At 75.1% G+C, this 15,025-nt stretch carries 9 protein-coding genes; 2 read left to right on the top strand and 7 right to left on the bottom strand.

Going from position 1 to position 15,025, the window contains the following annotated elements; all coding sequences use genetic code 11:
• Positions 1–110 precede the first annotated feature (110 nt).
• The 6 genes from guaA to ACFWPI_RS35190 all read right to left on the bottom strand — a co-directional run bounded on the left by guaA (position 111) and on the right by ACFWPI_RS35190 (position 11,483).
• Positions 111–1,706 carry a glutamine-hydrolyzing GMP synthase gene (gene guaA / locus ACFWPI_RS35165; protein ID WP_063349008.1) on the bottom strand — a complete coding sequence of 532 codons (1,596 nt, stop codon included), beginning with the start codon at positions 1,704–1,706 and terminating at the stop codon, positions 111–113.
• 1,093 nt (positions 1,707–2,799) lie between these two features.
• Positions 2,800–4,554 carry a hypothetical protein gene (locus tag ACFWPI_RS35170; protein WP_380370149.1) on the bottom strand — a complete coding sequence of 585 codons (1,755 nt, stop codon included), beginning with the start codon at positions 4,552–4,554 and terminating at the stop codon, positions 2,800–2,802.
• 218 nt (positions 4,555–4,772) lie between these two features.
• Positions 4,773–6,578, bottom strand: coding sequence for a GMC oxidoreductase (locus tag ACFWPI_RS35175; RefSeq protein ID WP_380370146.1), 1,806 nt, complete (start codon positions 6,576–6,578; stop codon positions 4,773–4,775).
• Positions 6,579–6,728: 150 nt separating this feature from the next.
• Positions 6,729–8,360 (bottom strand): succinic semialdehyde dehydrogenase, encoded by a 1,632-nt coding sequence (locus tag ACFWPI_RS35180; RefSeq protein ID WP_380370143.1) that lies wholly within the window; start codon positions 8,358–8,360, stop codon positions 6,729–6,731.
• A gap of 86 nt (positions 8,361–8,446) precedes the next feature.
• Positions 8,447–10,198 (bottom strand): protein kinase, encoded by a 1,752-nt coding sequence (locus ACFWPI_RS35185; RefSeq protein ID WP_380370140.1) that lies wholly within the window; start codon positions 10,196–10,198, stop codon positions 8,447–8,449.
• Positions 10,199–10,358: 160 nt separating this feature from the next.
• Positions 10,359–11,483: a protein kinase gene (locus ACFWPI_RS35190; RefSeq protein WP_380370138.1), complete on the bottom strand. Its 1,125-nt coding sequence runs from the start codon at positions 11,481–11,483 to the stop codon at positions 10,359–10,361.
• Between the two features lie 57 nt (positions 11,484–11,540).
• Between ACFWPI_RS35190 and ACFWPI_RS35195 the strand changes: the two genes are divergently transcribed.
• A complete protein-coding gene (locus tag ACFWPI_RS35195; protein WP_380370135.1) occupies positions 11,541–12,083 on the top strand; it encodes an SHOCT domain-containing protein in 543 nt (180 codons plus the stop codon).
• A gap of 10 nt (positions 12,084–12,093) precedes the next feature.
• Here ACFWPI_RS35195 and ACFWPI_RS35200 read toward each other — a convergent pair whose 3' ends face one another.
• Positions 12,094–14,079 (bottom strand): protein kinase, encoded by a 1,986-nt coding sequence (locus ACFWPI_RS35200; protein ID WP_380370133.1) that lies wholly within the window; start codon positions 14,077–14,079, stop codon positions 12,094–12,096.
• 254 nt (positions 14,080–14,333) lie between these two features.
• On the opposite strand from ACFWPI_RS35200, the gene ACFWPI_RS35205 reads away from it, so the two are divergent.
• Complete coding sequence (locus ACFWPI_RS35205; RefSeq protein ID WP_380370130.1) at positions 14,334–14,897, top strand: hypothetical protein; 564 nt, start codon at positions 14,334–14,336, stop codon at positions 14,895–14,897.
• Positions 14,898–15,025: the final 128 nt, after the last annotated feature.

A 15,025-nucleotide genomic window follows, 5' to 3' on the forward strand; every position in this document is an offset into this window, starting at 1 on the left:
GAGGTCCCCACCCGGGCGGCCGCCCCACCGCGAACGGCCGTGCCGCCGCTCCCTGGTACGGGAACGACGGCACGGCCGTTCAGCAGCGGCTCAGCGGCCGGCGGGAGTGCTCACTCCCACTCGATGGTGCCCGGCGGCTTGCTGGTGACGTCGACGACGACGCGGTTCACGTCGCGGACCTCGTTGGTGATCCGGGTGGAGATCTTGGCCAGCACGTCGTACGGCAGGCGCGACCAGTCGGCGGTCATGGCGTCCTCGGACGAGACCGGGCGCAGCACGATCGGGTGACCGTAGGTGCGGCCGTCGCCCTGCACGCCCACGCTGCGCACGTCGGCGAGCAGCACGACCGGGCACTGCCAGATCTCGCGGTCCAGGCCGGCCGCGGTCAGCTCCTCGCGGGCGATCGCGTCGGCGTCGCGGAGCAGGTCCAGCCGCTCCTGGGTGACCTCGCCGACGATCCGGATGCCCAGGCCCGGGCCCGGGAACGGCTGGCGCTGGACGATCTCCTCCGGCAGGCCCAGCTCCTGGCCGACCATCCGGACCTCGTCCTTGAACAGCTTGCGCAGCGGCTCGACCAGCTGGAACTGGAGGTCCTCGGGCAGGCCGCCGACGTTGTGGTGGGACTTGATGTTGGCGGTGCCGGTGCCGCCACCGGACTCCACCACGTCCGGGTACAGGGTGCCCTGGACCAGGAAGTCGACCGACTCGCCGTGCTCGCCGGCCTCGGCGACGATCTCGGCCTGCGCCTGCTCGAAGACCCGGATGAACTCCCGGCCGATGATCTTGCGCTTCTCCTCGGGGTCGGTGACCCCCTTCAGCGCGTTCAGGAAGCGCTCCGCGGCGTCGACCACCTTCAGCTGCACGCCGGTGGCCGCCACGAAGTCCTTCTCGACCTGCTCGGTCTCGCCCTTGCGCATCAGGCCGTGGTCGACGTACACGCAGGTCAGCTTGGAGCCGATGGCCTTGTTGACCAGGGCCGCCGCGACCGCGGAGTCCACACCGCCGGAGAGGCCGCAGATCGCGCGCTTCTCGCCGACCTGGGCGCGGATCAGCGCGACCTGCTCCTCGACCACGCTGCCGGTGGTCCAGGTCGGGGCGAGGCCGGCGCCGCGGTAGAGGAAGTGCTCCAGGATCTGCTGGCCGTGGTCGGAGTGCAGCACCTCGGGGTGGTACTGCACGCCGTAGAGGCGGGCCTCGTCGTTCTCGAAGGCCGCGACCGGGACCACCGCGGTGGACGCGGTGACGGTGAAGCCCTCCGGGGCGGCGGAGCAGGCGTCGCCGTGCGACATCCACACCGAGTGCTCCGCCGGAACGCCCTCGAACAGGGTGGAGCCGGTGCGGCTGACGGTCAGCGGGGTGCGGCCGTACTCGCGGGCGCCGGTGTTGTCGACCGTGCCGCCGAGGGTCTTGGCCATCAGCTGGAAGCCGTAGCACATGCCGAAGACCGGGACCCCGGCCTCGAAGATCGCGCGGTCGAGCTGCGGCGCGCCCTCTTCGTAGACCGACGACGGACCGCCGGAGAGGATGATCGCCTTGGGGTTCTTGGCGAGCATCTCGGCGACCGGCATGCTGCTCGGCACGATCTCGCTGTAGACCCGCGCCTCACGCACCCGACGGGCGATGAGCTGGGCGTACTGGGCGCCGAAGTCGACCACCAGGACGGTGTCGTTGTCCGGCGCGGACTGGACGGGAATTGCAGAGGACACAGACGGCCTTCCGGCAGCGGTACGAGAGGTGTCACACCGAACCGCTTCCCCGGCGGGGGCCGCGGCGGCGACGGGTGGGGGTGTCTGGACACCGATTCTACCGGGCTGTCCGGTTTCACTCGTCTGCCCGTCCAAACGACCGTGACCGGGCGGGGCCGCCTTTCGTTGCTTCAGACGACCGTACGACCGCGCCGCGCCCGCCAGACGCGCCGCCTTCGCCCCGGCCAGGGGCGCCGCCGTACGGACTTGCAGGACCACGCGTGGAGCTTCATCCCAGTCCACCGGCGCATGTGGCGCCGCCGCCCCGGCCCCGCCGGAAGTGCGGCGCCGTGGGACCGTGCGCGGGTGCCGCGGCCGGACAGCAGGGGACAGCGACCCCGGCCGCGACTGGACCGAGAGGTGGGACGGCCGGTCCCCGGGGACGCCCGGGCCGGTCGTCGCACCCCCGTCGCGAGCCGGGCACGCCCGGGCGCACACCCTTTCCCGTCCCGCGCCGCTACGCGCGTCCCCGTGCGCCGCAGCCACCCACACCACTACGCACCGTGATCATCGACGCCTCGTGTCGACACCTGCCCACAACCGCCCGACAAGGCGGAACGAGGCCTGCACCCGCGCCCGGGCCACACCCGGGAGTCGGCACCCGCACCAAATGCGCCGGGCCGAACTGTGCCGAATCGGTTGCAGAGCAAGCCCTTCGTCCAGCACGATGCTGCGTGGAAGCGGTTCTCCCGGCGGCCGGCAGGCTCACCGTGGAGGCCCCGACCGATGCCGCCGCACTGGGCGGCAGCCCCGTACGTCACCTCACGCTCCGTGAGCGAAGGCCCGGCGCAGACCTGCGCGCCGACCCGCCGCACCGCGAGCGTGCGCGCCCCGCGCCACCGGCCACCCACGCCGGGCCGCGACGGCGCGACCCCGAAGCCGACCGACCCGACGGCGCCCCTCCCCCGGCGCCGTCACCCCCAGCACCGGCGCAGCCCTGACGCCGTGTGCTGAGCGACAAAGGGCCCCGTTCCCCCGCGGGGCCCTTTGCCCTGTCCGGGCCGCCCGGCTCAGGGCCGCTCCGCCCAGACCGCTCCGCCCACGGCTGCCCGGCTCAGGGCTGCTTGCGCCAGACGCTCGGATCGACCGGCTCCTCGGCCGACGCCCCGGGCGGCGGCACCAGCGGCGCGTCGTCCGAGCCGACCACGTCGCCCACCCCCGCCCCGGGGGCGTACGGCTGCGGCTCCGGCCCGGCCTCGTACGGCGCCCCCGGCGGCGGCACCGCACCGTGCGGCACCGCACCGTACGGCGGAGCGCCGTAGGCGTCCTCGCGGGCCACCGCGCCCCGGCCGCGGACGGCCGCCAGCAGCGGCGGCACCAGCAGCGCGCCGATCGCCGCCCAGACCAGGTTGGCCACCAGCACGCTGGCGAAGCCCAGGTTGATCGAGGTGTCCCGGGACACCTCCGTCTGGTTCGCGAAGGTGTCCCACCCCGCGACCGCCGAGGACGTCGAGGTCGTCATCAGCGCACCGCCCACCGCCATCAGCGCGGTGAGCGCCACGGCGTGGACGGCCGCCAGCCGGAGCCGGTCGGCCGCGTCCAGCCGCCGCCGGTACGCCGACCAGCCGAGGACGCCCGCCGTGGCGAGGGCCAGCAGGCCGGTCCAGCGCCAGTCGGCGGTCTGGTCGTGCAGGTCGAAGAAGGAGATTTCCCCCCTGTCGGGGGTGTCCTGCCAGTCGCCGCCGATCGCGACCGCCGCGTCGCCCGCCCCGCCGCTCGCCCCGTTGAACGCCTGCAAGGTCGCCCCCGAGCCCAGGCCGAGCAGGCCCAGGCCGAGGTTGGGCAGGAAGGCCACCGAGACCGGGGTCTGCCAGCCCTCGTCGCTGTTGACGGCGACCAGCACGAAGCCCGTCACCGAGGCCAGGCCCAGTGACAGTGCCAGCGCCCGGCCGGCCGTGAGCGCGGCGACCGCCCAGCCGCGCACCGCCCGGCTGCGCCAGGCGGCCCAGCGCAGCGCGTCGGTGCCGTGGACGGCGAAGGCCGTCAGCGCGGCGAGCAGGGCCGTCCAGCCGGTCGCCTCCGGCCAGCCGGAGTCCACGGTGTACGTCACCCCGAGGGCGCGGCCGACGAGGCCGGTGCGCTGCGGCTCCCAGGACGTCCCGCCGGCCAGCCCGAGCAGCGCGGTCACCGCGGCCAGGACCACCGCGGTGCGCAGCGCCTCGCCCGCGGCCTGGGCCCGGGTGAGCTGGAGGCCGGCGGCCCGGCGGCGGCGTGCCGCGGTCCGCAGGCCGAGCCAGAGCGCCAGCGCCCACAGCACGGTGACCGTCAGCGGCACCGCCCGGAGCAGCGCGTCCATGCCCGCCGCGTCGCCGCGTCGCAGCGCGGTGGTGTACCCGAGCTTGAACGGCGCACCGAGCGCGCTCAGCGCCATCGACAGGGCGGCGCCGAAGCGCTCGCCGAACCCGGGCGCCCGGACCAGGTAGGCGTACTGGTAGTCGCTCGGGACCGCCACGATCAGCGCCGCCAGCAGCAGCACGGCGGTCGGGGCGATGGCGACCAGGAGCGCCGGGCGCCAGTCCGCGCCGACCAGCCGGCTCAGCACGTTCGGCCGGCCGGCCCGCGGGTCGTACGGCTGCCCGGCGCCCCAACTGCCCAGCGTGGGCGGCCCGGCGGGCTGCGGGTGGCCCGGGCCGTACCCGGGCGGCGGGCCGTACCCGGGCGCGGGCGGCGGCGGCCCGTAGCCGGGCGGCGAAGGCGGCGGCGGGTACCCGGGCGCGGCGGACGGCGGACCGTACGCCGGCGGGGGCGGTACGGCGGGCGGCACGGCGGGCGGCACGGCGGGCGGCACGACGGGAGGTACCGCGGGCATGGCGGCCGTCGGCGGGGGCGGCGTCAGCGGCCGCCCGCACGAGACGCACGCGGGCGCCCCTTCCACCGATGCCGCGCCGCACGATGCGCAGATGGCCATGGACCGGTTTCCCCCCGCTCGACGAGTTCCTGGTCCCCCAGAAAGCCCGTTTATCCCATCGGATCCGAACGAATGTCAACCGGGTACCGAGCCGGGCGGGTTGGCCCGTCGGGGCCTGCTCAGCCGCGCTTCTTCGGGACCTCCGGGACGGGCAGCAGCGGCAGTCGGAGCGCGCCGAACGCGTCCTCCGGGACGGCCGGCCGGGCCGGCGCCACCGGGGCGACCCGCCGGTAGGCCTCGCCCTGGGCCGGGCGGCGGTCCGCCTCGCCCTTGTTGGGCCACATCGACATGGCGCGCTCGGCCTGCGCGGTGATCGTCAGCGAGGGGTTCACCCCGAGGTTGGCGGAGACGGCCGCGCCGTCGACCACGCTGATCCCCGGGTGGCCGTACAGCCGGTGGTAGGGGTCGACCACGCCGGTCTCGGGGGCGTCGCCGATCGGGCAGCCGCCGAGGAAGTGGGCGGTCATCGGGATGTCGAAGATCTCGCCGGCGCTGCTGCCCGCGAAGCCGTTGATCTGCTCGGCCAGCGCCTGGGCGCCCTGTTCGGCGGCCGGGATCCAGGTCGGGTTGGGGGCGCCGTGGCCCTGGGCGGAGGTGAGCCGGCTCTTGCCGAGCAGGTCCTTCTTCAGCGAGACGGTGATCGAGTTGTCCAGCGACTGCATCACCAGGCCGATGATCGTCTTCTCGGACCAGCGGTGCTGGTTCATCGAGCGGGCGAAGGTCACCGGGTGGCGCACCGACCCACCCAGGTAGCGCAGCCAGCGCGGGGCCCGTCCGCCGCCCTTGACCTGGGCTATCGACAGCGCGCCCATCGCGTTGGAGCCCTTGCCGTAGCGGACCGGCTCGATGTGGGTGCTGGCGTCCGGGTGGATCGAGGAGGTGATCGCCACGCCCTTGGTGAAGTCCACCCGGCTGCCGTAGCGCCGGTCGGTGGTCTGCGCGCCCACCAGCGCCTCGGAGTTGGTGCGGGTCAGCTCGCCGAGCCGGCCGGAGATCCGGGGCAGGTGCCCCCCGTCACGCATCCGGTGCAGCAGCGACTGGGTGCCGTACGTCCCGGCCGCGACCACCACCCGGGCGGCGGTGATGGTCCGCGCGCCCGCCTTCACCCGGTCGGTGCGGGAGCGGGAGTCGGTCCGGCGCACGTCCACCGCGTAGCCGCGGCTCCCGTCGGCGCCGGGGAGCTCCCGGATCCGGGCCACCGTGGTGAGCGGGTGGATCTCGGCGCCGCCCCGCTCGGCCAGGTGCAGGTAGTTCTCGGTGAGCATGTTCTTCGCTCCGTGCCGGCAGCCGGTCATGCACTCGCCGCACTCCACGCAGGCCTTGCGGGCCGGCCCGGCGCCGCCGAAGTACGGGTCGGCGACCTCGTCCCCGGGCGCCGCCCCGGCCCTGCCGCCGGCGTCCTGGCCGTCCCCGAAGAAGACCCCGACCGGCGCCATGTGGAAGGTGTCGCCCACCCCCATCTGCTCGGCGGCGGCCTTGAGGTGCACGTCGGAGGGGGTGACGGTCGGGTTGAGCCGGACCCCGAGCATCCGCTGCGCCTGGTCGTAGAACGGCGCCAACTCCTCCTGCCAGTCGGTGATGTGGCGCCACTGGCGGTCCTCGAAGAAGGCCTTCGGCGGCACGTACAGGGTGTTGGCGTAGTTCAGCGAGCCGCCGCCGACCCCGGCGCCGGCCAGGATCAGCACGTTGGCCAGCAGGTGGATCCGCTGGATGCCGTAGAGACCGAGCTTCGGCGCCCACAGGTAGTTCGGCAGGTCCCAGGAGTTCCTGGGCAGTTCGTCCCGCTCGAAGCGCCGGCCGGCCTCCAGGACGGCGACCCGGTAGCCCTTCTCGGTCAGCCGCAGCGCGGCGACCGAACCACCGAAGCCGGAGCCGACCACGACCACGTCGTAGTCGAACTCCGCCGCACCGCCGGACTCCACCATCTGCCACTGCTCCTTCGGGACGCGAACTGACTACGGGACGGGCGAACCTGACCACAGGACGGGCGGATCGGACCACCGGCCGGGCCGGCTCCGACCACGGGGGCGAACCCCCGGGCCGGGAAGGCTACTTGGACCCCCGGTCCGGGACGGCTACTTGAACCGCAGCGCCTTCAGCACCCGCAGCCCGCCGGTCATCACCGCGGCGAACTGCCGGTCGTCCAGGCCGAACGAGGGCGCGATCGGCATCAGCCGCTGGGTCGCGACGGTCTGCGCCTCGGTGAAGCGCAGGATGCCCTCGGCACCGTGGCGGCGGCCGAGCCCGGAGTCGCCCATGCCGCCCATCGGCGAGCCGATCGAGCCGTACGCGGCCGCGTAGGCCTCGTTGACGTTGACCGTGCCGGTGCGCAGCCGGGCCCCGACCGCCCGGCCGCGCCGGGTGTCCCTGGTCCAGACGCTGGAGTTCAGGCCGTACGGCGTGGAGTTGGCGGCGGCCACCGCCTCGTCGTCGGTGTCGAAGCGGTAGACGGAGACGACCGGGCCGAAGGTCTCCTCGCCGCAGACCGCCATGTCCGGGGTCACCCCGTCGAGGATGGTCGGCTCGAAGAAGTACGGGCCGAGGTCGGGCCGGGCCCGGCCGCCGGCCAGCACGGTGGCGCCCGCCTTGACCGCCTCCTCCACGTGCCGGGTGGTGGTCTCCAGCTGGCGGACGGAGACCAGCGAGCCCATGTCGGCGCCGTAGGCGAGGCCGCCGCCGAGGCGCAGCGCCCGGGTGCGGGCGGCGAAGCGCCCCAGGAAGTCGTCGGCCACCGAGCGGTGCACCAGCAGCCGCTCGATCGAGATGCACAGCTGCCCGGCGGAGGAGAAGCAGGCCCGCACGGCGCCCGCGGCGGCCCGGTCGAGGTCGGCGTCGGCGAGGACCAGCATGGCGTTCTTGCCGCCGAGTTCGAGCGAGGCGCCGACCAGCCGGGCGGCGGCGCGCTGGGCGACCTCGCGGCCGGTGCGGGTGGAGCCGGTGAACGAGACGTAGTCGGCGTGCTCCACCACGGCGGGGCCGATCACCGGGCCGTCGCCGAGCACGACCTGCCACAGGTCGGCCGGCAGCCCGGCCTCGATCAGCAGCTCGCGGGCCCACAGCGCGGTCAGCGCGGTCTGCGTGTCCGGCTTGTTGACCACGGCGTTGCCGGCCGCGAAGGCGGGCAGGACGTCGCCGACGGACAGCTCCAGCGGGTAGTTCCAGGGCGAGATGTGGCCGATCACGCCCTTGGGCCGACGGGCCTCGACCGCGTGGGTGAGCACCGGCAGCGCCCCGCCGCGCCGCTTGTCCCGGAGGTAGCCGTGCGCGGCCCGCCCGTAGTGCCGGGCGGCCATGGCGGTGGCCAGCACCTCCTCGAAGGCGTGCAGCCGGGCCTTGCCGGTCTCGGCCTGGACGAGGTCCAGCACCTCGTCCTGCCGCTTGAGCAGCAGGTCGTGGAAGCGCAGCAGGACGGCCGCGCGGCGGCGCACCGGCAGCGCGGCCCAGGCCGGCTGGGCGCGGCGGGCCAGTTCGAAGGCGACCTCGACGTCGGCCGGGGTGGACTGCGGCAGGCTCGCCAGCCGCTCGCCGGTCAGCGGGGCGACGGTCTCCACCAGGCTGGGCTCGCCGGTGGCGGTGACGCCGGCGGCCAACCGGGCGACCAGGGACGGCGGGACGGCGGCCGCGACGGTCCGGCCCCCGCCGGGGGCGGGCGGGTTCCCGGTCGCGGGGTGTTCGGTGGCCGCTGCGCCTGCTGTGAGGTCCGACATACGGCGCAGCCTAGGCGCTCGGCGGCCGGTCCGGTACCCGTCGGTAACAAGAATCTGCCGCGGCCGGGCGGAGCGGGCGCCCCCGGTCAGCGGGTCGGCGTGAAGTAGTGCAGCACCGCGTTGAAGCGCTGCTCCGCCTCGTTCCACTCGTTGCCCCGGTCCGGGCTGGACGAGTAGATCGCGTAGCTGGTGCCGTCGTCGTCGATGAACTCGGCCTCGACCGCCCGGCGCCGGCCGCCCTCCTTGGCGAGGTAGCTGAACTCCCAGACGGCCGCCTCGTGACCGTTCACCGCGACGCCGGTCATCTTGTGCTGCTTGTAGTCCTTCAGGTTCTTGGAGACGGTGGCCTCCATCTGCCGCAGGTGCTCCAGCGGCTTGACCGACTGGCCGACGGTGACCGCGAACTGCAGGTAGTGCACCTTGTTGTCGGGGCTGTAGTAGACCTGGTTGTCGGGCGTGGCACTGCGCTGCCAGGCCGGGCTGACCGAGGGCAGCGGGAAGCGGAAGCCGGCCGGGTCGTCGACCCAGTGGTAGCCGTTGGGCGCCGCCGGTCCCGGGCTGGCGTCGCTGGTCGGGTCCGGGCTGGTGGAGGCGGTCGGGACGGGATCGTCGGCCGTGGAGGCGGCGACGTGCCCGGTGGTGGTGTGCCGGGTGGCGAGGAAGGTCGCGCCGGCCGCCAGCAGGCCGACGGCCACCGCGATCACGACGATCTTCAGGCTGCTGCGGCGCTTGGCCGGCCCGCGTGCGGGCGTGACGGGGTGCGCCACCGGCGCGACCTCGGCGGTGGGCGCTGCCGCCTCGACGGCCACGCCCCCGGTGGTGTCCGGAACGGCCCCCGAGCGCGCCCCGGTCGGTTCCTCGGCCTCCGCCGCCGTCGCCCCCGGCGCGTCCTCCTCCTCGGGGTCCTCCTCCGCCGCCGGGCGCTCGCTGCGGTCCACCACCGGCACCGACTGGGTGGGCGCGCGCAGCGGCGCGACCGGCTTCAGGCCGATCGTGTGCCCGGCCTGCACCTCGGCCAGCATCCGGGCGGCCTCGTCCGCGTTCGGTCGCTCGGCCGGGTCCTTGGCCATCAGCGCGGCCAGCACCGGGCCCAGCGGCCCGGCCCGGACCGGCTCCGGCAGCGGCTCGCCCACCACGGCGGCCAGCGTGGTGATCGGCGAGGTCCGGCGGAACGGCGACTGGCCCTCCACCGCGGCGTACAGCGTCGCCCCGAGGCCCCACAGGTCGGAGGCCGGCCCGGGCCGCTCGCCCTGGGCGAGCTCCGGCGCCAGGTAGTCCGGCGAGCCGACCAGGTCACCCGGCCGGGTCAGTTCGGCCGAGCCCTCGTACGTCGCGATGCCGAAGTCCAGCAGCACCACCCGCCCGGTGCCGCGCTCCAGCAGCACGTTGGCCGGCTTCACGTCGCGGTGCAGGACGCCGAGTTGGTGGCCGCGGTGCAGTGCGGCGAGCACCTGGCTGCCGACCTCGGCGACGGCGCGCGGCTGCAGGGTGCCGTCCTGGCTGATCACGTCGGCCAGCGAGCGGCCGTCCACCAGCTCCATCACGATCCACGGCCGGCCGTCCTGCTCCAGCACGTCGTGCACCGTGATCACGCCGGGGTGCTTGATCCGGGCGGCCGCGCTGGCCTCCCGCTTCATCCGGGCGTGCAGGATCTGCAGCTCGTCCTCGGGCAGGTGGTTGACGGTCAGTTCCTTCACCGCGACCTCGCGGTTCAGCATCCGGTCCCAGGCCCGCCAGACGGTCCCCATCCCGCCGCGGCCGAGCCGGTCGCCCAGCTCGTACCGCCCGGCCAGCAGCCGCTCCGTCTCGGCCGTCTCCGGCCGGTCCTGCACGCCCATCGGCGACCACTCCCCCTCACATCCGTCTGCCGTCACAGCGACGGAGGGCCTGGTGCAGACCACTGTTCGAACAAATCCCACGCACACATTAGGCGCACCTTGCCAGCCCCGGTAATCACGCTCACCCGTCGGACCGACGGTCCGGGACACTCCGGGGCCGTCAGCCTGCGAACAGCACCACCGCGGCCACCCCGAGCACCAGCAGCAGGAACACGCCCCCCACCAGCAACGGGCCGAACAGCGCCGGAGGTATCCGCGGCGGCCGCACCTCGTCCGGCCGCCCGGCGCCCGCCCCGGCGCCCGCCCCGGCGCCCGCGCCCACGACGACCTCCGACCGCCCTCGTCCACCACCCCGCCCCCGCCGGCGCCGCACCAGCGGGGCCTCCGGTCTCAGCACCAGCGCCCGCGCCGCCCACTCCTCGTCGACCGGCTCCGGCGCGCCCGCGAGCAGCGCCGCCAACTCCCGGCGGGCCTCCTCGGCGGTCGGCCGCAGCGAGGGGTCGGGCTGCAGCAGCCGCTCGACCAGCGGCGCCAGCGGCCCGCAGGCCGCCGCAGGCTCCCGCCGCCCGTCCCGGACCGCCGACACCAGCTCCGGCACGCCACCGTCCGGGAACGGCGAGCGGCCGGTGACCAGCCGCTGCACCAGCACCCCGAGCGCCCAGCAGTCGCCCGCCGGGCCGCCGTCCAGCGGCCAGCGCTCCGCCACCGGGCCGACCAGGGTGGCCCGCACCTCGTACCGGCGGCGCCCGCCCGGGCCGCCGAGGTCCTCGGCCAGCGCCTCCTGCGCCACCCCGGACAGCAGCCCGCCGAGCATCGCCGCGCCGTCCTCGCAGACCAGCACGGACTCGGCGGTCAGGTTGCCGTGGACGAGTCCGTCCTCGTGCAGCGCCCGCAGCGCGCCGGCCAGGTCCGCCGCCAGCTCGGCCGCCCGGTAGGGCGGCACCGGTCCGGCCGCCGCCAGGTCCGCCAGCGTCATGGCGCCCGACCGCTCCTCCACCGTCCACAGCAGTTCGCCCTCGACGAAGGCACCGAGCCCGCGCAGCAGCCGGGGGTGCCCGGTCGGCGCGGCCGAGCCGACCGCCGCCACCCGGCGGACCAGCCGGTCGGCGTGCGCGGGCACCTCGCCGTCCAGGTCCTGACCGGTGGTCAGCAGCGCCGGCAGCTCCAGGGCTCGCAGCAGCACGGACTCCCCGGTGCGGTCGTCCACCGCCAGGGCCCGCAGGAGTTCGGGACGGTCCGTCAGCCGGTACCGCCCCGCCAGCAACTGCTCCGGGCCGCCTCGCATGCCAGTTCCTCTCGCTCGCCGAGCAGCCTACTGAGCGGCTCCTTTACGCTCGGTCCCATGGACTGGACCGATCTGATCGACACCGCCTTCAAGGTGGCGGGAAACAACAGCCAAGCCAATCAGGCCGAGGCCGTGCGCACGGTGGAGGCGGTCGTCATCGACGGCGAGAATCCGGTCGCCTCGACGGCCGGGCGCCATCCCGACCACTTCCGCAAGGGCGTGCTCGTTCTCACCACCCACCGACTGCTCTTTCTCAAGGACGGTAAACCGCCGGTCCCGGTTCCGCTTACGGCGGTCACGGACGCGACCGTGGCCAGGACCAAGCTCAACGGCGACGTGCTCACGATCGTCGCACTGACCGGCTCGCACCGGTTCGAGGACGTGGCCAAGGCCGACGTCTTCGCCGAGCAGCTCCGGGAGGCCGCCCGGCTCGCCCGCAAGGCCGCGTCGGCCGCCGGGCCGGCGGCCGACACCGCCCCCGCCGAACTCGGCGCGGGCGACCAACTCCTCGGCCAGCTTGAGCGGTTGGCCGCCCTGCACGGCTCCGGCGCGCTCACCGACGAGGAGTTCACCCGGGCCAAGGCCCGGGTGATCGGCTAGGCCTAGCGCCCTACGGCGCGGGCTGGAAGGTGGCGAAGGCCGTGTCCCGGGCCTGGGAGTTGGCCGGGGCACCCCAGTCCGCGTCCGGGGTGATCCAGTAGATCGCGTAGCCGTACTTGGCCGGGTTCCCGGTGACGAAGCCCCGGTTGAGCGAGTGCGTGCGCGGCGTGCCGCTGATCCACTCCCAGTCGGCCGCGTTGCTCCACTGCCGGTAGTTGATCGCGGCCAGGTTGACCCGCTGGTAGTTGGTGACCTTCGAACGCAGGCCCGGCTCGGAGTCCTGCCAGTCGGCGACGGCGCTGGGGCCGGGGGTGGTGGTCCACTCGATGGTCAGGGTACTGCCGTTGCCCTTGAAGATCCGGCGGACGCCCTCCGAACCGGCCGGCTGGAGCCAGTCCGGCAGGACGACCGAGAAGCCGGTCGGGTCCTTGTACTCGTGGTAACCGGCCGGGACGGCGGCCCCCGGCGGGGTCGGGCTCTGCGCGGGGGTGGTGGCGGGCGCGCCGGCGGCCGGCGGGTTCGCCGCAGAGGGGCCGGGCGTGTCGGCCGGCTTGTCGGGGGCCGGTGTGTCGGTGGCCGGCTTGTCCGGGGCGGGCTTGTCGGTGCCCGGCTCCGGCTCCGCCGCCGGAACGGAGGCGGCCGGGGTCCCGCTCGGCCCGGCCTCGGAGCTGGTCGAGACCGACGAGGTGGCGCCCGCGCCGTTCGCCGACGAGTCGTCCCCGTTGCCGACGGCCTGGAGCACCGCGACCACCCCGGCGATCAGCAGCAGGACCAGCACCACGGTGACGACGGCCAGCCGCCGCCGTCCGTTGCGCGGGTCGGCGCCGGCCGCCTGCGTGGCGCCCAGGGTCCACTCGCTGGTCACCGGCCGGATCGGCTCGGCCGCCGGAGCCGAACCCGACGCCGCGAGCGGACCCGAAGCCGAGCCCGACGCCACGTCCGAGGACGGCGAGGCGGGCTCGGGCGCCGGCTCCACGACGGGCTCCGCCACGGCGGCGGGCTCCTCGTCCTTGGCCCGGCTGCCCACCCGGACCGTCCCCAGCAGCCCCCCGATGGACCGCTTGCGGCCCTCCTCGGCCTCGGCCGGGGCCTCCTCGGGCTCCGCGGCGGCGGCCGGACTCTCGACCGGCAGCGCGTGCACGGTGGTCGACTCGGCCTTCGAGGTGGCCTCCGCGACGACCCGCTTCAGCATCGACCGGGTCTGCGAGGCGTCCAGCCGCTCGGCCGGGTCCTTGGCGAGCAGCCCCTCGATCACCGGCTGCAGCGCCCCGGCGTTCACCGGGGCGGTCAGCTCCTCGGTCATCACCGCGGTCAGGGTGGCCAGTGCCGAGCCCCGGTCGTACGGCGGCCGGCCCTCGACCATCGCGTACAGCGTGCCGCCCAGCGACCACAGGTCGGCCGGCGGCCCGGGCTTCTGCCCGCGGGCCCGCTCCGGGGATATGTACGAGGGGGCGCCGACCAGCATGCCGGTGGAGGTGACCGAGGCGTCGCCCTCCACGCTGGCGATGCCGAAGTCGGTGAGCACGACCCGGCCGTCGTCGCCGATCAGCACGTTGGACGGCTTGACGTCCCGGTGCAGGATGCCCAGCGCGTGCGCGGCGCTCAGCACGCCGAGCACGTCGAGCGCGATCTCGGCGGCCCGGGCGGGGGCCAGCGGCCCGTCCTCCCGGATGACGTCGGCCAGCGAGCGGGACTCGACCAGCTCCATGACGATCCACGGCCGGTCGTCCTCGTCGACCACGTCGAAGACGGTGACCGCCGAGTTGTGCCGGATCCGCGCGGTGGCCTTGGCCTCGCGCAGCGTCCGGACGATCAGCCGGTGCTTCTCCTCCTCCTCGACGCTGGCGTTCATCCGCAGTTCCTTGACCGCGACGGTCCGCCCCAGCATCTCGTCCTCGGCGCGCCAGACGGTGCCCATGCCGCCGCGCCCGAGCACGCCGTTCAGCCGGTAGCGGCCGGCCAGGAGGCGGCCGGTGGAACCCTGCGCCTGGGTCATTCGGAACGTTCCCCCATGTGCTGCTGGCGGTCGTGGTGACGGCGTGTCGGCCCGGCCTCAGGCCCGAACGCCCAAGTCTCCATCATCCCCTGTCCCCGGGGGCCGGGACCACCCGACCCCCGCACCCGATCCGGGGCGTACCGGATCGGGCTCGGCGCTCCGTGCCCGATCTGTGATCGAAAACTCGCCAAGATCTGGCCGGGGCGCTGCTACCGTTCGGCAGCTCATCGTCTTTCCGGGGGGATCCGACGCCCATGACCGCACCCGCACCGGGCGCTGACGGCCAGTCGGGCCGGCCGCGCACCGCCCAGCACTACTCGGTCACACCCACCCTGGATTCCCCCGAGGGCTACGTCGCGCCCGGTATGCCCGGTGTCCCGGTGGCCGGATACGTCCCCACCATCCGCTCCCACCGGACGGGCCCGCGCCGCCGCACCGCCCTGGCGGTCGCCCTCGCCGTCCTCGCCATGCTGCTCGGCGGCCTGGCCTACGGCTGCGCGCCGGCCCGGGCCGCGGACAGCCTCGGCTGGCTGGCCATCGCCCTCGCCGCCCTGGTCGCCTTACCGCTCGGCCGGCTCGGCGGCCGCAGCCGGGTGCTGCCGCTGCTCGGCGCGCTGCTCGCGGCCTGCGCGCTGCTGCTCGGCCAGCTGACCGGCCAGCTCCGCCGGGTGCACGCGGCCGGCCCCGGCCCGCGCGGCCTGCCGCACGACGCCCTGGCACACTGGCGCGCCGAGCTGCGCGCGCTCGACCTCGCCTTCTACGGCATCGCCCTGGTCGGCGGCTTCCTCCTCACCCGCCGCACCGCCAACCGCGGCTGACGCCGGTCCGGACAGCCCGAGGCCCCCGCCGGCGGCTTAGGTTCTAGTGGTTGTCGCAACACCCCAGTTCAGGGGATGCGATGGACTTCAAGATCCGCAAGGACCGGACGGCTCAGGGGCCGCGGAAG

Source organism: Kitasatospora sp. NPDC058492, assembly GCF_042720685.1.
GTDB lineage: Bacteria > Actinomycetota > Actinomycetes > Streptomycetales > Streptomycetaceae > Kitasatospora.